17 protein-coding genes and 1 pseudogene are annotated in these 18,079 nt (G+C 42.0%); 3 read left to right on the top strand and 15 right to left on the bottom strand.

What is annotated here, in order from left to right; translation table 11 throughout:
- The coding region (locus ACVRYP_RS10530; RefSeq protein ID WP_522732415.1) for a transposase family protein at positions 1-884 on the top strand (884 nt) is incomplete at its 5' end.
- Positions 885-1,134: 250 nt separating this feature from the next.
- Here ACVRYP_RS10530 and hpf read toward each other — a convergent pair.
- The 3 genes from hpf to ACVRYP_RS10515 form a co-directional block, all read right to left on the bottom strand.
- On the bottom strand, positions 1,135-1,674 hold the full coding sequence (hpf, locus tag ACVRYP_RS10525; RefSeq protein WP_447468659.1) for a ribosome hibernation-promoting factor, HPF/YfiA family: 540 nt from the start codon (positions 1,672-1,674) through the stop codon (positions 1,135-1,137).
- Positions 1,675-1,754: 80 nt separating this feature from the next.
- Positions 1,755-2,420, bottom strand: coding sequence for a ComF family protein (locus ACVRYP_RS10520; RefSeq protein WP_447468658.1), 666 nt, complete (start codon positions 2,418-2,420; stop codon positions 1,755-1,757).
- Positions 2,417-3,721, bottom strand: a complete 1,305-nt coding sequence (locus ACVRYP_RS10515; RefSeq protein WP_447468657.1) for an ATP-dependent helicase ComFA — start codon at positions 3,719-3,721, stop codon at positions 2,417-2,419. The genes ACVRYP_RS10520 and ACVRYP_RS10515 overlap by 4 nt, the downstream gene beginning before the upstream one ends.
- Before the next feature lie 56 nt (positions 3,722-3,777).
- On the opposite strand from ACVRYP_RS10515, the gene ACVRYP_RS10510 reads away from it, so the two are divergent.
- Together ACVRYP_RS10510 and cysK are read left to right on the top strand one after the other, a co-directional pair.
- A complete protein-coding gene (locus ACVRYP_RS10510) occupies positions 3,778-4,407 on the top strand; it encodes a YigZ family protein (protein WP_447468656.1) in 630 nt (209 codons plus the stop codon).
- A gap of 91 nt (positions 4,408-4,498) precedes the next feature.
- On the top strand, positions 4,499-5,422 hold the full coding sequence (gene cysK, locus ACVRYP_RS10505) for a cysteine synthase A (RefSeq protein WP_447468655.1): 924 nt from the start codon (positions 4,499-4,501) through the stop codon (positions 5,420-5,422).
- Between the two features lie 152 nt (positions 5,423-5,574).
- Here cysK and ACVRYP_RS10500 read toward each other — a convergent pair whose 3' ends face one another.
- From ACVRYP_RS10500 to ACVRYP_RS10445, 12 genes and pseudogenes are all read right to left on the bottom strand, one after another.
- Complete coding sequence (locus ACVRYP_RS10500; protein WP_447468662.1) at positions 5,575-5,940, bottom strand: S1 RNA-binding domain-containing protein; 366 nt, start codon at positions 5,938-5,940, stop codon at positions 5,575-5,577.
- Positions 5,940-7,340: a bifunctional Cof-type HAD-IIB family hydrolase/peptidylprolyl isomerase gene (locus ACVRYP_RS10495; protein ID WP_447468654.1), complete on the bottom strand. Its 1,401-nt coding sequence runs from the start codon at positions 7,338-7,340 to the stop codon at positions 5,940-5,942. Before ACVRYP_RS10495 ends, ACVRYP_RS10500 begins: the two co-directional genes overlap by 1 nt.
- A 21-nt stretch (positions 7,341-7,361) precedes the next feature.
- Entirely contained in the window at positions 7,362-8,000 is a 639-nt protein-coding gene (locus tag ACVRYP_RS10490; RefSeq protein ID WP_370868710.1) for a response regulator transcription factor, read from the bottom strand.
- Complete coding sequence (locus tag ACVRYP_RS10485) at positions 7,972-8,997, bottom strand: envelope stress sensor histidine kinase LiaS (RefSeq protein WP_447468653.1); 1,026 nt, start codon at positions 8,995-8,997, stop codon at positions 7,972-7,974. The genes ACVRYP_RS10490 and ACVRYP_RS10485 overlap by 29 nt, the downstream gene beginning before the upstream one ends.
- Entirely contained in the window at positions 8,994-9,695 is a 702-nt protein-coding gene (liaF, locus tag ACVRYP_RS10480; protein WP_447468652.1) for a cell wall-active antibiotics response protein LiaF, read from the bottom strand. Before liaF ends, ACVRYP_RS10485 begins: the two co-directional genes overlap by 4 nt.
- 295 nt (positions 9,696-9,990) lie before the next feature.
- A complete protein-coding gene (gene pknB, locus ACVRYP_RS10475) occupies positions 9,991-11,817 on the bottom strand; it encodes a Stk1 family PASTA domain-containing Ser/Thr kinase (protein ID WP_447468651.1) in 1,827 nt (608 codons plus the stop codon).
- A complete protein-coding gene (locus ACVRYP_RS10470) occupies positions 11,817-12,554 on the bottom strand; it encodes a Stp1/IreP family PP2C-type Ser/Thr phosphatase (RefSeq protein WP_447468650.1) in 738 nt (245 codons plus the stop codon). The genes pknB and ACVRYP_RS10470 overlap by 1 nt, the downstream gene beginning before the upstream one ends.
- Positions 12,555-12,578: 24 nt before the next feature.
- Positions 12,579-13,895: a 16S rRNA (cytosine(967)-C(5))-methyltransferase RsmB gene (gene rsmB / locus ACVRYP_RS10465; protein ID WP_447468649.1), complete on the bottom strand. Its 1,317-nt coding sequence runs from the start codon at positions 13,893-13,895 to the stop codon at positions 12,579-12,581.
- Positions 13,888-14,820: a methionyl-tRNA formyltransferase gene (gene fmt / locus ACVRYP_RS10460; protein ID WP_447468661.1), complete on the bottom strand. Its 933-nt coding sequence runs from the start codon at positions 14,818-14,820 to the stop codon at positions 13,888-13,890. The genes rsmB and fmt overlap by 8 nt, the downstream gene beginning before the upstream one ends.
- Before the next feature lie 287 nt (positions 14,821-15,107).
- The gene (locus ACVRYP_RS10455; protein ID WP_447468660.1) at positions 15,108-17,492 is read right to left on the bottom strand and encodes a primosomal protein N'; all 2,385 of its coding nucleotides are present in this window, start codon (positions 17,490-17,492) and stop codon (positions 15,108-15,110) included.
- 67 nt (positions 17,493-17,559) lie between these two features.
- Positions 17,560-17,874 (bottom strand): DNA-directed RNA polymerase subunit omega, encoded by a 315-nt coding sequence (rpoZ, locus tag ACVRYP_RS10450; RefSeq protein ID WP_307122476.1) that lies wholly within the window; start codon positions 17,872-17,874, stop codon positions 17,560-17,562.
- A 33-nt stretch (positions 17,875-17,907) separates the two neighbouring features.
- Positions 17,908-18,079: pseudogene (locus ACVRYP_RS10445) on the bottom strand (guanylate kinase); the annotation flags it as partial.

Genomic DNA, 18,079 nt, shown 5'->3' with positions numbered 1-18,079 from the left:
TCGGAGAGTTGGAGACCCATCTTCATGTGGCTATTGATGACGCCTCTGGGGATGTCGTGGGGGCTTACTTTGACCACCAAGAAACCCTAAACGGCTACTACCAGGTTCTCGACCAGATTCTGGAAAATGAGGGGATTCCTGCGCGCTTTCTGACCGACAAACGGACGGTGTTTACCTACCAGTCTAGACAGTCTAAGAAGCTGGAGGAAGACACCTTTACCCAATTTGGCTATGCCTGCCATCAGCTAGGCATTGACATCAAGACCTCCTCCATTCCCCAGGCTAAGGGACGCGTGGAACGGCTCAATCAGACCCTCCAATCCCGTCTGCCGGTCGATTTGGCTAGACTGGGCATTGTGACTCTGGAAGAGGCTAACCACTACCTCAAGACCTGGATGAAACGGTTTAACAAGACCTTCGGCGGCAAGGCCAAGCTATCGGTCTTTGAGGAGCCACCTAAGCCTGCTCAGAGAAACTTGATTCTGGCTCGGGTAACGGAGAGAACCGTTGACGCTGGACACCATATTCGCTTCCAAAATCGATTTTTCCTGCCTGTTGAAAAGGGACAAGACATCTACTTTTCACGCAGGACAAAGGCCCTCGTGATCCAAGCTTTGGATGGAAACATCTACCTCAACATCGCTGATAAAATATATCAAACCAAGGAGCTCGTAGAACATGACAAACACTCAGCAGAATTTGAACGCCCTCAAGAACTCAAAAAAGAAAGACACCAGTACATCCCTCCACAATCACACCCGTGGAAACTGGCATCTTTCAAAAACTATCTGCGTAAGATTGGGAAATCTTACGACCAATATCGGGCTGAGAAAGAAAATCTTACCCAACCACATACTAGTATAAACTATGTCTCAACAAAATAACAGTGGTTTTGACACAAATAAGACCTAATTTTGCGGGACATTTTCATTTTCGATTGACATACTTTTGTAACAATTTTTTTGATTTTTTTATGGCCCTTTTCTCCAAGCCTCCTTAATCACGAATAAAACAGCTGAACCGCTATCTTTCTACTGTTATGTCATTTATTGACCGATTATATGATATAAACAATAAAGCTAACCTCTCTTGAGATTAGCTCATTTGTATTAACCTTTATTATCCTATACTATACTATTTAGCTTCAAGGAGACCAACGTTACCGTCTTCTCGTTTGTAAAGAACATGGGTCTCATTAGTTTCCACATCTGTAAAGATGAAGAAGTCATGTCCAACAAGTTCCATTTGAAGAAGGGCTTCTTCAACACTCATCGGTTTAAGATCAACTTGCTTTGTTCGAACAATTTTTGCTTCTGGCCCACCTTCCTCAACCAATTCTTCAGTAAAGAGATGGGCTGTTGGAACCTTTTCACGATGACGACGTTCAATCTTTGTTTTATTCTTGCGAATCTGGCGCTCAATCTTATCAACAACTAAGTCGATTGATCCATACATGTCTTGGGAAACGTCTTCTGCTCGCAATGTAACATTTCCAAGCGGGATTGTTACTTCAACCTTTGCTGTTTTCTCTTTGTATACTTTAAGGTTGACCTTTGCATTGAGCTCAACATCTTCACTAAAATATTTTTCAATCTTGCTAACTTTCAGCTCTACATAGTCCCGAATTGCTTCAGTAACCTCGATATTCTCCCCACGGATATTATACTTAATCATAGATGTTCCTCTTTTCTACGCGTTAGCGCTTTCTATATAATTATTATATCGTTTTCGAGTATTTTTAGCAAATGTTTTCTTTATCTTGCTAAAGAGAAACTGATAACTTCTTTGACCCCCTTTGCTAATAATAGTTGTTTTATGGTTTGAATGGTAGCTCCTGTAGTGTAGACATCATCCACAATTAAAACTTTTTGCTTGAGTTCTTCTTCTTTTTTAACATGAAACACTTGTGAACTTTGCAATCGTAGCTCACGGTTTTTGTGGGATTGTTTTTCAGTGTGCTCTTTTATTAAAAGGTCTGAATATGCTAACCCTGTTGCATCTAACATTCCAATCACTTGGTTGAAGCCTCTTGAATTAAAGGTTTCATGACTTGTTGGAACGGGTATCAGCTGGTATTCTTTTTCATAAGGTTTTAAGGCTACTCGAATATCTTCTGCAAAAACTGCTCTCAGCAGATAATCTCCTGTGAACTTATACATTTTAAAATACTGTTTCATGGCTTGATTATAAGAATAAAGGCTAAAATGATGGACGGGTGATTGTTGTCTTCCCCAGATCTGACAATCTAGGCAAGCATCAGCTTGGTCTATTTTATAGCAAGTGGGACAGTGTGTATCGCTTATCCGATTGAAAGTTTTGAGGCAGTCTTGGCAAAGTGTTTCCTGCTTTGAGTCTAATTGTATCAAGTTTTTAAAACTTATTTTAGCCTGTAATGGCTGTTGGCAAAGCAAACACTTCATATCAAACCGCTCTCCTTATTCATCTGTTTGATTTCAGCAATAGCTTTTTCAATGGAACGGCTTGTCCCATCGTGATAGAAGTTTAGGATCCCAGTCGGCCTGTCTTTACTACGCCCAACCCGACCACCAATCTGAACTAAACTTGACTTAGTGTAAAGCCGATGATTAGCTTCGACTACAAAAACATCAACTCCCGGAAAAGTTACCCCTCGCTCTAAAATGGTTGTCGATATTAAGATCGTTAATGTTCCATCTCGAAAACGTGTTACGATAGCCAATCGATCTTCGGTTTGACTAGAAACAAATCCAATCTCTTCTTCAGGAAAATAGGTTTCTAATATTTTTGAGAGTTTTTTTCCTGTATCAATTTCTGGAGCAAAAATCAATAATGGGTATCTTGTCTGCCGTTGTTTTTGAATATCTTTTTTGAATTTGGTAGGAATACGCCCTTTTTGAAGTTTTTTCCTGAATTGATGGAGCCATATCTTCTTAGGGACGACCAAGGGGTTTTCGTGGAAACGCCTCGGCAAGCGTAATAAGGTGAGGTACCCTTTTTTAACCTGATGGTCCAGAGCATCCGTTGAAGTTGCTGTTAGATAAATCGTAGTCCCTTTTTCAGCCAAACAATTAGCGACAGCTTGGTATAAGGTAGCATTGTCAACAAAAGGAAAGGCATCAACCTCATCAATAATCAGCAGATCAAAAGCTCGATAAAATTTCAGCAATTGGTGAGTAGTTGCAATGACAAGAGGTGTTCGAAAGTAGGGATCAGATTCTCCGTGCAAGAGTGCGATGGGACACTCAAAATCTTGCGACAAACGTCGATAAAGCTCGATGCAAACATCAATCCTTGGTGTTGCTATGCATACTGATTTTCCCTCAGCAATGGTATCGACAATCACTTGATAAATCATCTCGGTTTTACCTGCTCCTGTCACAGCATAAACTAGAGAATTCTTCTTAAGTTGTCTATTTTCTCTGAGTCTATCAGAAATTTCCTGTTGCCACTGGGTTAATTTTCCTTGCCATAATAATGGGCTTTGGGGTTCAAAAGGCTCCTGTTTAAAGTAATATAAAAACTGGTCACTACGGACGCGTCCCAACAGTAAACATTCTCTGCAATAGGTGGCGCCATTTGGCAAAGTCGTCTTCTCCAAGTCAATACTTGCACGGCACCGTCCACATAGCTGCCTGCCTTTTTCCTCCAGAATAGCAGGTAGCTTTATTGCTTGGGCTAAGAGATGCTCTGGTACTTGATCCTCTGTCAGCAAACGTCCTTTGTAGTCCTCTATTTTTTCCATACTTTTTTATTCGCATTCCTTTTGAAAAAAAGAGGGTTTCTTGATACAATCTTCCTATGGAATATAAAACAATAGCAAAAGACGGACTGGATGAACAAATGATAAAAAAATCACGCTTCATCTGTCATCTGAAACGCGTCGAAACAGAAGAGGACGCCCGAGATTTTATAATGCAAATCAGAAAAGAGCACTATAAAGCCAACCATAACTGTTCTGCTTTTATTATAGGGGAAAAAAGTGAGATTAAGCGAACGAGTGACGATGGTGAACCAAGTGGTACTGCGGGCGTCCCAATGTTGAGCGTTTTAGAAAACTTGGAGCTGACAAATGTGGTCGCTGTCGTGACACGTTATTTTGGAGGGACCAAGTTGGGAGCAGGGGGGCTTATTAGGGCTTACGCCAGCAGTGTGTCTCAAGCTGTACAAACCATCGGACGAATTGAAATCAAGGAACAACAGGGGATTCGCCTCCGTTTAACGTATGCTCAATATCAAGATTTTTCGACCTACCTCAAAAACCATTCCCTTAACGAAGTCAATCCCCTATTCACAACGGATGTTGAGACTGAGATTTTCGTGAATAAAGAAGAGACTCAAGCTATCTTAGAAGATTTAACAGAGTTTTTCCAAGGAAAAGCGTTCATTGAAAAATCAAGACTTCAAGAAATCGAAGTTCCTCTGATATAGAAAGGCTATCATCTTGATAGCTTTTTTATATTTTACAAAGGCCTCTCCTGTCATTATACTAGATAATAAGAAATATAATGAGGAGATTCTAATGACCATTTATCAAAACATTACCGAATTAGTCGGCCATACACCCATTGTTAAACTAAATCAAATTGTCCCTAATGGTGCAGCGGATGTTTACATCAAATTAGAGGCTTTCAACCCTGGTTCTTCTGTTAAGGATAGGATTGCCCTAAATATGATTAAAGATGCTGAAAATCGTGGTGCTATTAAGCCAGGCGATACTATTGTAGAGCCTACTTCTGGTAACACTGGTATTGGACTAGCATGGGTAGGTGCTGCACTTGGCTACAAAGTCGTTATCGTCATGCCTGATACCATGTCTATCGAACGCCGTAAAATCATTCAAGCTTATGGAGCAGAACTTGTCTTAACTCCAGGAACTGAGGGTATGAAAGGCGCCATTGCCAAAGCCCAAGAAATCGCTGAAGAACGGGGAGGGTTTGTTCCTCAACAATTTGAAAACCCTGCAAACCCTGAAATTCACGAGAAAACAACTGGTCCTGAAATCCTCGAAGCTTTTGGAGAAACTGGACTGGATGCCTTTGTCTCTGGAGTAGGTACTGGCGGAACTATTTCTGGTGTCTCACATGTTCTAAAAAATGCTAATCCAAATGTGAAAATCTATGCGGTCGAAGCAGATGAGTCCGCTGTCTTGTCAGGTGAAAAACCTGGACCTCACAAAATTCAAGGTATTTCTGCAGGATTTATCCCAAATACCCTAGACACAGAATCCTATGATGGAATCATTCGTGTCTCATCAGATAATGCGATTGCAACAGGACGCCTTATCGGTGGTCAGGAAGGTTTCCTACTAGGTATTTCTTCATCTGCAGCTGTCTATGCTGCTATAGAACTGGCAAAAGAACTAGGTGCAGGTAAAAAAGTACTTGTCTTAGCCCCAGATAATGGGGAACGCTACCTTTCAACTGCTCTTTATAACTTTGACTAACGGTGGTTAGCTGATAATTGCCGGATGGATAAGAGTACGGACTCAAAAGAGACTGCCTAAACTACTTTCTGTATTCCAAGATCACATTTGATACTCATTTAGCCAGCACCAATACTATCCTATAAACCAAGAAAGAAACTCCATGATTTGTGTCATGGAGTTTCTTTTTGAGTTAAATAGTCAAAGCCTTCATCAATCCATTTTGGCATCGCTTGAGCGAGTGGTTCAAAACCATATTTACGCTTATTGCTTGAAAAACGATGCTTGCGAGGAGGTTTTTGCTTTTCTTCTTCCAGACTACGGATGGAGAAACTAGCCTTTCCAGAGTATTCATCTACATCAATAACCTGAACTTGAACTTCCTGACCGATTTCAAGGACTTTGTATATATTTTCAACAAAACCTGTTTTTAATTCTGAGATATGAACTAAACCAACAGCGCCATCCCCCAAGCTAACAAAAACGCCATAGGGTTGTACGCCTGTTACAATCCCCCTTAGCTTGTCACCTGTTTTCATCAATCTACAACCTCGATTGTTTCAATGATGACATCATTAACAGGTTTATCCTGAAATCCAGTTTCAACGGAGGCAATCTTATCAAGAACAGCATAAGATTCTACATTGGCTAATTGGCCAAAAACGGTATGGCGACGATCCAAATGCGGTGTCCCACCTTCTGTCGCATAAACTGCTGCGATTTCTTGTGGCCAGCCTCCGCGAACGAGTTCTTTAGCCGAATATGCTAGACTATCATTTTGAACGATGAAGAACTGGCTACCATTGGTATTTGGGCCAGCGTTGGCCATGGAAAGGGCCCCGCGAATATTGTAGAGTTCTTCTGAAAACTCATCTTCAAACTCAGCACCATAGATAGACTGTCCGCCCATCCCTGTACCAGTGGGATCTCCACCTTGAATCATGAAGTCCTTGATGATACGGTGGAAAATGACACCATCGTAATAGCCTTCTTTTGCTAGACCAACAAAGTTAGCCACTGTTTTAGGGGCTTGATCAGGGAAGAGCTTGATGGTTAGGTCTCCATAATTCGTTTTGATCGTCGCAACGGGTCCTGTTACGGTGTCTAAGTTTACTTGTGGAAACGTCAATTGTTTGTCAATCATTCCTAATTCCTCCAAGGCATACTGAATGCCATCTTCTTCTACTGTTTTTGTGATAAAATCTGCTCTTGCCTGTAGGTCTGGATGAGACACTCCCATAGCAATGCCTAGCCCGGCATAGTCAAATACTTCTAAATCATTGAGCTCATCGCCAAAGACCATAATATTCTCAGGTTTTAACCCTTCTTTTTCAGCGACCTTAGCAACGCCAACAGCTTTTGAAGTCTCAGTCAAGACGACATCTGAAGAGTTGGGGTGCCAACGGACCAAGCGTAAATCTTTATTGAATGCTTCTGGGAAAACTAAACTATCTCCGACATCCTCAAAGGTCCACATTTGATAGACATCATTGGTCAGGTGAAAATCGGGCTCAGCAGCTAACTTTCCATAAATAGGAACAATGGCATTGTCAATCAGCTCATTATCGCTTGAAACAACTGCACGATCTTTACCGACAAAACCATAATCAATGCCGACAGACTTGGTCCAATCGACATAGGCCTGTACTAAGTCAGGAGCGATGGGTTGGCTATAAACCTCTTGATCCTTAGCTGTCTTAACATAAGCACCATTGATGGTGACAAAATAGTCTGGCTTTAGGTCGCGAATCTCAGGAACAACCCCGTAGAAAGCTCGACCTGATGCAATCCCTGTAAGGATACCTTTCTCTTTTAACTGGGTAAAAACGTTTTTGATTGATGGTGGAATGTACTCTGTCGATTTGACACGCAGGGTATCATCAATATCAAAAAATACTGCTTTAATTTTTTTAGCTTTGTACTTTAATTTAACATCCATAGGTCTATTATACCATGATTTTTAATTATCGTCTTCTACTAGTCCATGTTCAAAAGCATAGACGACAGCTTGCGTTCTATCGGAAACATTCAGTTTAGCAAGAATATTAGAAACATGGGTCTTGACTGTTTTTAGGGAAATAAAACTCTCATCAGCAATCCTCTGGTTTTCATAGCCTTTAGCTAAAAGGGCCAGAATATCTCGCTCACGAGCGGTCAATTGATGATGAAGCGGAGCATTGACGTTGATGTCTTGTACTTTTTTATCCACTTCTGTTTCGATGGCAACTTCACCTACCGCCACCTTACGAATAGCGTTTAGGATTTCATCAGCGCTTGAGGTTTTAAGCATATAGCCTTTTGCTCCTGCTTCAAGCACTGGATAAATCTTGGCGTTATCAAGATAAGATGTTAAAACTAAAATCTTCGCCTCTGGCCACTCTTTTAAAATGGCTAAAGTCGCTTCACTTCCTGTCATCTCGGGCATCACTAAGTCCATAATGATGACATCTGGCCTTAGGGCTAGTGCTTTGTCAACACCTTCTCTCCCATTATCAGCCTCTGCAATCACCTCAACGTCATTTTGCAAATCCAGATAACTTTTTAATCCCAGACGAACCATCTGATGGTCATCAACTAATATCACTGTTGTCTTGTCCATTTTCACTCCTTGTTATGAGGGGAACTCTAATATCCATAGCCACTCCTTTTCGAGAAGCTGTGGTTACTCTTACTGTGCCAGCCATATCTGCTACGCGCTCTCTTATGTTTTTTAGCCCATAGCTCACTTCACCAATCTCCTGAGGATCATAGCCAATACCATCATCTGTCATTCGCAATTGCAATTCATGCTCATTTTGAAAAAGATAGACAGCCAGATTCTTGGCCTGGGCATGTCTCAAGGTATTGTTGATAAACTCTTGAGCAATCCGAAAGATATGAGCCTCAATTGTTTTGGGAACATTAATGTCATCATGATTAAAAACAACTTTGATGTCACTTTTATCACGAACTTCTTGCAGAATGAGCTGAAACCCATCTACCAGAGTTTTTCCTTCTAATTCTAGAGGCCTTAGGTGCAAAAGCAAGATACGTAATTCTTTCTGGGCAGAATCCAAAATACCGCTGACGGTCTGAAGTTGCTGGCTGATTTGCTCTGTTTTTAGGGTCGCTAACTGCCCTGAAAGACCAGATAAGACCATGCTTGCTGCAAACAATTCCTGGCTGACGGTATCATGTAAATCTCGCGCTACCCGTTTTCTCTCTTCTTCAACAATGGTTTCACGATTTTCCAATTCCCCATTTTCAATCTGCTGTAGGGTTTGCGTGACCTCATTCATTTTGTTAGAAAGGCGCTGGAGAACCAAACTATACTCGTCGTCAGCCTGCTTGCGCAAGGGTTGATTGTTTAATATCCGTTTGAGTTGCCTATTGAGCTGATACCGCGTATTAAGTGTTGCAATTTGAAGCAAGACTAGAACGAGAATGGCTAATGACAAGCTAAACAACCCCAAAATCAAGACCAGTCGGGATATAAAGAGCCAGTTGTCGACATAATTTAACAAATCAATATTAAATAAAGACATCAAGGTTGTCGCTATCATTAAGACAACCAAGCCAGAATAGATAAATATTAAGAAGACTTCTGATTTTCTCATTGACGACTCACCTCAATATCGCCAAACAATGTATTGCAGACAATCTTAACTTTTTTCTGAGCATTTAAAAAATCATGGCTTTGAAATTTAACAGATTCATTACGCAAATCAGAACCAACCAAATCCAAAAATTCAAGGTGACCATAGACAGCTGATGCTGTTAAATCCACCTCAACCCCAACAGGTACAATAATCCTCGTTGTTCCAAATGTTTTACGAATCACAATGACATTGTCCATTCCCGCCAATGCAACCTCTGTCAAGTCAATGATATCATTGCCAAAGACTCGTACAATGTTGACATCATCAAAAGGATAAACAGTGCTTCCACTAAAATTGTCCTGATTCCCGAACCACTGCATTCTCTCTCTTTTTACACGCCTGGGAGCTTGATCAATTTGGATAAACTGATAATTTTCTCTCTTTTGCATCCGCGAAAAAGAGTTAAGCATCATATAGATAACGCCAAAGATAACCGCTAAGATGACATAAGGATTGGCCATTACAGTAAAAAAGAGAAAGAGGGCTGCCCCAGTTAAGAGCAGGTTCCCTGAATCATTACCGAGATAGAAACGAATCCCTAAGATCAGTAAAAAAAGAAGCAAAACAAAGCGTGGAAAGTCCGTAGACATGATGTCAAGTAAGGCTATTGTTAACAAAATAGCTTCGATGGTTAAAAATAATTGTATCTTTTTCATTCTATTCCCTGTTTTCTAATATCCTTATTTTACCAAAAAATAAGGATTTTGAATCCGTCTAGGGGTGGAAATTAGGATTATCTCCACTTTTTTCACAACTTGAACCTCCTTTATAGATATGCAAACCAGTCGTATTTATAGAAAACCTGCTTTTCACCTAGTGAATCCGAAACAACAGACTTTAGAAGGTTCAAGATTTTCTTATTAAAAACAGGAAGAACTGTCATTTTTTTGAGTTCTTCCTGTTTCCTTTTTTAGCGAGCAAGTAAAGCTAAGTCTCGTTGTATCCCTTATTTTATTCTTCTAAGACCGTTTCTTCTTCATCGGTCGAATCTGTTCCCTGACTAGATGACAATTCTTCCGTTGCTGAAGATGATGGTCTGGCAGATGATGATGGTGTTTCTGACGTTTCAGTTTCTTCTACCGAAAAATAGAGAATGACTTCTATCTCGCTTGGGTAAATTTCGGTAAATGCGTAAATACTTTGCGATTCAACCACAGCTGTTGCACTAATTTGCTCTGGGGCAGTGGTGATTTGTTCTGATTTAATCCCAAGACCAACCAGAACATTAACAGCTTGTTTGTATGTCAAACCAGTAAGGTTAGGCATCATCACGGTAGACTGTGCTTTAGCAACCTTAAAGGTAATGCGCTTGGGTTTATCAAGATCATAGAGAGTTCCAGCCTTTAAGGACTGTTCAATGATTGTTCCAACCTGATAGTCAGTACTTTCAACTTCTTCAATGGTGATATAAGCTTCATCTACTCCAAATTCAAATAGGGAATTGACAACATCACTATAGGCCTGACCAACATAGTCTTCTACTACAAAATCACGATCCCCTTTTGAGGCAATGATTTTAACACTAGAATTCTTACGTTTGCTGGTCCCACCAGCAGGGTCAGTAGAGATGACTATCCCTTCTGGAACAGTGTCACTCGATTCCTCCCGGACCTGGTCAACTCTAAGACCAGCAGCAACAATGGCTTCCTGCGCAGCCTCTAAAGATTGTCCCGAAACATCAGGGACTGTTACCGTTTTCGGGCTAGTCAGAAAGATTGCAAGCAAGGCAAGTAAGGTTAAAATGATTGCTCCAAACAAGAGTTTAAACCTTACCCGTAGCCGTCTTCTTGGTTTTACGGGAGGTTGCTCATTGGACTCGTAAGAGTCATTATCATGAATAGCTTGCGCCTCATTCGTTGGGATATATTCTTGTGTAACGGGCGAAACTCTAGGTAGCACCTTGCTATCGACTTTGTTATCTGTAAAAACCAACTTTCGATCTAACTGATGTCTTGGTGATAGGCAGGTCACTAGATCCGTATACATGTCCTCAACTGTTTGATAACGGTCCGATAATTTTTTGGCTGTCGCTTTGATGACCACATTTTCCAGCGCCTGAGGCACATTTGGATTTTCAGCGATAATAGATGGCAGTGGTTTTTGGAAATGCTGAAGGGCAATCGTGACTGCTGAATCCCCATCATAAGGAATATGTCCCGTCAACATCTCATAGAGCACAATCCCCATAGCATAGATATCACTTTGGACGGTTGCCTTCGAACCACGCGCCTGTTCTGGAGAAAGGTAGTGGACAGATCCAAGCATCGAATTGGTCTGAGTCAGACTGGTCTCAGCAAAAGCAACCGCAATACCGAAGTCAGTAACCTTAGCCGTTCCATCCTTAGTTAAGAGGACATTCTGTGGCTTAATATCCCGGTGAACAATCCCTTGCTGATGGGCCAAGCGCATTGCTAGAAGAATTTGAGCCATGACCCGGACAGCTTCTTCATTTGTAAACGGAGCCTTGTCCAAGATATACTTTTTCAAATCTAGCGCATCGACATACTCCATGGCCAAATATTGTTGACCATCTTCTTCACCAATATCACTGATACGAACAATATTAGGATGATCGAGGTCTGCCATAGCACGCGCTTCTCTTTGAAAACGCTGGATGGCTACCTGGTCTGTTTGGTAATTGGTTCTTAGGACCTTAACGGCAACTTCTTCGCCATCAAGAATAAGATCCCTTGCCAGGTAAACATCCGCCATACCCCCGCGGCCTATTTGGTCAAGAACCTTATACCGCCCAGCGAATATTTTTCCGATTTGGATCATTAGTCGTCCTCCCTGTCGATATGGACAAGTGCTACTGTTATATTATCCAAACCTCCTGCATTATTAGCAAAGCGTATCAAGGTTTCTGCCTTATCATCCAAAGAGACATCGCTGACCATGATATCATAAATATCCTGATTTGAAATCATATTGGTGAGCCCATCACTGTTGATAACAATGTAATCCCCTGGTTCTAGAACTTGAATGGCAATATCAGGCTCTACAGGCTCTTTTTGACCAATAGATTGGGTGATGATGTTCTTTTGAGGATGTTCCTGGGCTTCTTCAGGCGTTAATTGACCTGCCTTTAAAAGAGCATTCACTAAGGAATGGTCACTCGTCAAGGTATGCAATTCTTCGCCGCGAATCAAATTGATCCTTGAATCGCCAATGTGGGCATAAATCATTTGACGGTCAATGATAACAACCGCTTCAAGCGTTGTTCCCATCCCTTGAAACTCTTCTTCTTCCCCTTTGGCGTGAATCGTCCGGTTAACACCTTCAAGGTGTTCCATAAACCATTCCCTGACACCGTTTAACTCAACGATAGCTGTCTTGACCCAAAGGCTTCCAAGTTCAGTCGCAGCCAATTCACTAGCGATATTACCAGCGCGATGCCCACCCATACCATCAGCAAGCACGATTAATTGGATTCCCTGTTTGTTGGTGTAGACATTGACATAGTCTTGGTTGTTGGATCTTTTTTGTCCAACATTGGTTAATAATGAAATTTGCATTCTTGGTAAGTTTCCTTCCCACTTTTAAAATTTTCGTCTCACTTGTGCGATAAAAAAACCATCTGTCATATAGAGCTCAGGTGTCACCAATAGGAAGCCATCCACCATAATATCCCTTTGTGGATGCTCTAACATGACCTGTTCAAACTCAGGATGTGATGCTAAGAATTGCTGGATGACCTGGAAATTTTCGTGATGGACAATCGTACACGTACTATAGGTTATTATACCACCTTTTTTAACAGTTTGACAAACGCTATCCAGAATCTCTAATTGGATTTTTTGGAGACTTTGGAAATCACTTAGTTCTTTTTTGTATCGCATATCAGGTTTCCTACGAATTAATCCAATGCCTGAACAAGGGGCATCAACTAATATCTTATCAAAATGATCAGCACCGAACAGGTCGTGGGCTTTTCTGGCGTCCCATTGTTTGGTTTCAATTTTCTCAGATACCCCTAATCGCAAGGCGTTTTCTCGAATCAATGCTAACTTATGCTCATAAAGGTCCAAAGCAGTAATTTGACCGCTTGTCAGATAGGATGCCAGGTGGACCGTTTTACCACCTGGAGCAGCACAGGCATCAAGAACTCGCTCATGCCCTTCAAGCCCCATAACCGGAGCCACTAATTGACTCGTCTCATCTTGAATGGTTATCAAACCTTCTTTGAAGTAGTCGCTAGACGCAAAGTGACCGCTGTTTTTGGTTAAGCCAACTGGAGAAAGCAGCGACTGCTCACTACCGGTTGCTTCTGCTATCTCACGTAACTGGTCAGGTCGTGTTACCCGTACACTAGCCTTATTTCTTTGGGCTAGACTTTCAAAGATGGCAAGAGCTCTTTTTTCACCATAGTCTTCGATTAAAACCTTAATCAGCCAAACCGGCAGAGAGTACTGGATAGAATACCGTTTATTGAGGCGCTGGATGCTCTGGATATCTGGCAAGGAAGATCTCACAACCTTTCTGAGAATAGCATTGACATACCTTTCGGCATGTGTTCTTTTAGCTTTCGCGAGCTGAACGGCCTCGTTGACCACAGCATGGGCAGGTAAGCGATCTAGATAGATTAGTTGGTAAAGACTAACTAGCAGTAAGTGGTAAACCCAACTATCTAGTTTATCTCTATCTTCAATGTAATGGGCTAAATACCATTCTAGCGTTATTTTTCGAGCTAATGTTCCATAAACCAATTCTGTAACTAGGGCTTTGTCTTGCTTAGTCAAAACACTTCCTGACAGGGTTTTGTTCAAAGCTAGATTTGAATAAGCTTCCTCATCAAACACCGCTCCCAAAACTAGAAGCGCTGTTCCCCTTGCAGAATGTTGCCAGCTTTTAACCAAAATAATCACCTACTTCTATGGTACGACCAACACCATTGAGAAAGTCCTTGATAGCCATCTGGGGCTTTCCAGCTGGCTGTACACGGTCGAGACGTAAGCCCCCCTGGCCTGTCGCTACGATTAATTCCGTTTTCGTTTTTGAAATGACCTGTCCTGGCTGACCATGCCCCTCAACCGGCCAGGCTTCATATACTTTAAATCTTGCCCCTGACCAAAAAGTATGAGCAACTGGCCAAGGGTTCATGCCCCGTATTTGATTGAAGAGTTGACGATTGGTCTTGTGCCAATCTAAGCGTTCCTCTTCAGGCGTGATATTTGGTGAATATGTTACTTGTGACGGATCTTGAGGGATTGGTGTGAGGCTTCCATCAGCATAGGCAGGAAGATTATCTAGCAGAAGATCACGACCAAGTAAAGCTAATTTTTCAAAGAGAGTGCCGACAGTATCTTCGTCTGAAATCGCTATGGATTTGCTGGCAATCATGTCCCCGGCATCCATTTGCTTAACCATTTCCATCAAGGTAACACCAGCTTCTTCGTCTCCATTTATTAAAGCGTAATGGATAGGGGCCCCTCCTCGATATTTAGGCAAGAGGGAGGCATGGACATTCACAGCAAAATCAAAGGCCTTTAAGAGCTTTTCTGGTAGAAATTGGCCAAAAGCAGCTGTCACAATCCCATCAGCATCCAAGCTCATTAGTGTCTCAAGTTCTGGACTACCTGAAAGTTTTTCCGGTTGAAAAACAGGTAATTGATGGGATATAGCTAACTCTTTAATAGGTGTCATCCGTAATTCCCGCTTGCGACCCACTAAGCGATCTGGCTGGGTTACAACAGCAACCACCTCATACTGGTCATCGGCAAGAATGCCCTCTAGAACTCTAGCAGAGAATTCCGGTGTTCCCATAAAGATTAGTTTCATCAGTTTTTCTCCTTGCTTTTTTGGATTGTTTCTTAAAGAGGACTTCAAATAGGAACTGGAAAAAGCTAACATTGCTAGTTCCAATAGTCTCCTATACCACTGCATGCGGGTAAAAATAGAACCATACAGTGACTGGCCTACTCCGAAGCGACTGTCTCAATTTCTGCTCCAATAAAAGGAGAAGGAGGGCCTCTCGTTAGTTGCTAAGAGTTCTTTCTACTCCTAATTTTTACTATTTCCTATTATAGCAAAAAACCAGGCAGTTTTCCTTAAACTGGACTGGTCTTTGCTTACATGACATGCTGAGGTTCATGGTCGATACTGAGTTTAAGGTCCTTATTGTCTCGCTCCTGGCTAAAATCTAAAATACGATTCATCACGTGACTCAGTTGCTCCTCAAAACGGTATTTGACTATAATCTGATAATGAAAGAGGTTATGGGTCCGAGCAATCGGTTTAGGTGTGGGGCCCAGAATAACAACCTGATCAGAGAGCTGTGCCCTTAAAAGGCTCATGACCTCATAAGCTTGTTTAACAACAAAGGTTTCTTCTCGATGAGAGAGGGTAATGGCTACTGTGTAGACATAAGGTGGATATAAGAGTTGGTGGCGAACTTTCATCTCATAGGCATAAAAGCCTTCATAATCTTGCTCGTTAGCAAAGCGAATAGCATAATGGTCTGGATTATAGGTCTGAATAACAACTTCTCCAGCTTTATCCGCTCGTCCAGCTCGTCCAGCGACCTGCGTTAGTAACTGAAAGGTTCGCTCCGAAGCTCTAAAATCAGGAAGATGCAAGGCCGTATCGGCGTTTAACACGCCCACCAGAGTTACATTAGGAAAGTCCAAACCCTTTGCAATCATTTGAGTTCCCAATAAAATATCGGCTTCTTGCCGGCCAAAGGCATCTAGTAACTTTTCATGAGCTCCCTTGCCTCGGGTTGTATCAACATCCATTCGTAAAATGCGAGCTTGGGGAAGCAATTCTTGCAATTCATCAACGGCCTTTTGCGTTCCTGTTCCGTAGTATCGAATAGACTTGCTTTGGCAATTTGGGCAAGTATTAGGAATAGCTTTGGTAAAACCACAATAGTGGCAGTGCATCCGTTTAGTATCCATGTGCAACGTCAAGGAAATATCACAATTGGGGCATTGGTCTACAGTACCACAATCACGACACATCACAAAACTGGAATACCCCCTGCGGTTCAACAAGAGAACAACCTGCTCCTTACGGCTAAGCTTTTCCTGAATTTTGTCCAAAAGGTAAGAGGTGAAATTCCCGCCTTCCGTATCACCAATATAATCCCTGAAATCAACAACTTGAACAGCAGGCACCTGCGCCAGAGGATTAGCTCGGCGACTAAGAACCAAACGTTGATAAACGCCTTTACTGGCTCGAGCTCGTGTCTCAAGACTTGGTGTTGCAGAGCCTAGTACCAAACTAGCCTGATTATACTTGGCTCGCAATAAGGCGACATCACGAGCGTGGTAACGAGGGTGACTATCCTGTTTATAGGAAGATTCATGCTCTTCATCAATGATAATAGCTCCGATATGATGCAAGGGAGCAAAGATAGCTGACCGTGCCCCAACAACGACCTTGGCTTGCCCAGCTTCAATCTTACGCCATTCATCATATTTCTCACCATCTGAAAGGCCTGAATGTAAGATAGCAACTTGTTTCCCAAAGCGGCTGATAAAGCGTTGGGTGACTTGAGGTGTTAAAGAAATTTCAGGGACTAGCATGATAGCAGTCTTCCCTTTTTGCAAGACCTGCTCAATCACTTGGAGATAGACTTCTGTTTTGCCCGAACCTGTAATCCCTTGAAGTAAGAAGGTTTTTGCTGACTCTCCTATGCTTGCTGTTATCGCCTCAACTGCCTGGGCTTGTTCAGCATTCAAGCGTAGAGGCTGTTCTTTTGAGACATTCTCAAAATAGGCCTGACTTCGACTAACTTCTTTTTGACTTTCAGAGATTAAGCCATTTTCTCTGAAATATTTAACCACAGAAGCCGAATAAGTTTGCCTTAATTCTACTAATTTCCCTGGTTCAGGGTGAGCCACTAAAAATGCTTTTAGTTCTTGGCGTTTCTTGGCACGATTACCTGGATTATATCGTAAAAGAGCTCCTTCATTAACTTCATACCAAGCCTCAGTCTTTATAGTCTGCTTATCTGTTGCCATGTATTCGACCAGAATTTTTTCAGCTTGGGCTAAGCGCAAAACTTTAGCTTGGGTGGAAGGGTTCAGATCTGTAAAACGTACTTGGTCAGCTGCGCCAAAAAGTTCCATCCGCTCCTCAGCTGTCAAGCGATCGGTCGGACGTAAAAATTTATCATAAGAGGAATTAAGCAGATTAGGCAACATAGCTTTCAAAATGGAAATCTTATAGGAAAAAACCGTCTCACGCATCTGGTCTGCCAAGACCAACTGTTCTGTGTTAAGAACAGGACGCACATCAAGGATTTCCACAATGTCTTTAAGTTCTTCTGTTTCCTTCGTATGTTCAACGCTCAAAACAATTCCTTGAACTAGACGATTAGCTTTCCCGAAGGGAACATGGACCCGCATGCCAGGGGCTAAGGCTGCTTCAAACTCTTCAGGTACTCTATAAGAATAGGGCTGGTCCGTCTGCATGAGTGGTACATCAACGACTAGCTTTGCAATCATAATCTCAACCATTTTCCCTTCCTATCTAGTTAAAACGAGAGGGCGGTCATCCTCCCTCTCGATTGTATTCTTAAATTTTTTCGCCGTCTTCTTTTTCTTTAGCTATTTGTTCTTTAATCTTACGTTCTTCTTCTTCTCGGCGGAGACGCTCTTGCTCAGCGCGACGACGAACAGATTCACGCTTAGCTTCTGGATCTGGATGAATCACAACATTCCCAGATTCGATTTCTTCGAGGGCACGCAGAGTGGACTTCACAGACTTGAAAGATTGAGTTGGTGTTGCACCAGCTTCCAGTTCATGAGCTCGTTTAGCTTCCAGAATAACTAAAGAGTATTTTGAAGGAACACGGTCCAAAAGGGTGTCAATTGACGGTTTTAACATCATGGTAGTATTTCTCGTTTCTATTTGCTTGATAAGTTATTTAACTTGAACAGGGAGCGCTCGAGCCATGTCAGCGTAACGACCAATCACCCGCTCTACACGAAAATGCTCAGCCTCAATGATACGGCGAACACGTTCAGCAGCTAGAGGTACTTCGTCATTGACAACCGCGTAGTCATATTCACTCATGAGCGCAATTTCCTCCTTG

The organism is Streptococcus rifensis (assembly GCF_053203525.1).
The sequence above is the reverse complement of the archived record's forward strand: the minus strand, read 5'-3'. Positions and strand labels throughout refer to the sequence as shown.

What these genes read in the sequence shown, in the direction of transcription:
- rpoZ (WP_307122476.1), bottom strand. Translation starts at nt 17,874, where the DNA reads ATGATGTTAAAACCGTCAATTGACACCCTTTTGGACCGTGTTCCTTCA.
- ACVRYP_RS10490 (WP_370868710.1), bottom strand. Translation starts at nt 8,000, where the DNA reads ATGGACAAGACAACAGTGATATTAGTTGATGACCATCAGATGGTTCGT.
- ACVRYP_RS10500 (WP_447468662.1), bottom strand. Translation starts at nt 5,940, where the DNA reads ATGAAAACAGGTGACAAGCTAAGGGGGATTGTAACAGGCGTACAACCC.
- hpf (WP_447468659.1), bottom strand. Translation starts at nt 1,674, where the DNA reads ATGATTAAGTATAATATCCGTGGGGAGAATATCGAGGTTACTGAAGCA.
- ACVRYP_RS10495 (WP_447468654.1), bottom strand. Translation starts at nt 7,340, where the DNA reads ATGGATGTTAAATTAAAGTACAAAGCTAAAAAAATTAAAGCAGTATTT.
- ACVRYP_RS10520 (WP_447468658.1), bottom strand. Translation starts at nt 2,420, where the DNA reads ATGAAGTGTTTGCTTTGCCAACAGCCATTACAGGCTAAAATAAGTTTT.
- pknB (WP_447468651.1), bottom strand. Translation starts at nt 11,817, where the DNA reads ATGATCCAAATCGGAAAAATATTCGCTGGGCGGTATAAGGTTCTTGAC.
- liaF (WP_447468652.1), bottom strand. Translation starts at nt 9,695, where the DNA reads ATGAAAAAGATACAATTATTTTTAACCATCGAAGCTATTTTGTTAACA.
- ACVRYP_RS10515 (WP_447468657.1), bottom strand. Translation starts at nt 3,721, where the DNA reads ATGGAAAAAATAGAGGACTACAAAGGACGTTTGCTGACAGAGGATCAA.
- ACVRYP_RS10485 (WP_447468653.1), bottom strand. Translation starts at nt 8,997, where the DNA reads ATGAGAAAATCAGAAGTCTTCTTAATATTTATCTATTCTGGCTTGGTT.
- ACVRYP_RS10510 (WP_447468656.1), top strand. Translation starts at nt 3,778, where the DNA reads ATGGAATATAAAACAATAGCAAAAGACGGACTGGATGAACAAATGATA.
- cysK (WP_447468655.1), top strand. Translation starts at nt 4,499, where the DNA reads ATGACCATTTATCAAAACATTACCGAATTAGTCGGCCATACACCCATT.
- ACVRYP_RS10470 (WP_447468650.1), bottom strand. Translation starts at nt 12,554, where the DNA reads ATGCAAATTTCATTATTAACCAATGTTGGACAAAAAAGATCCAACAAC.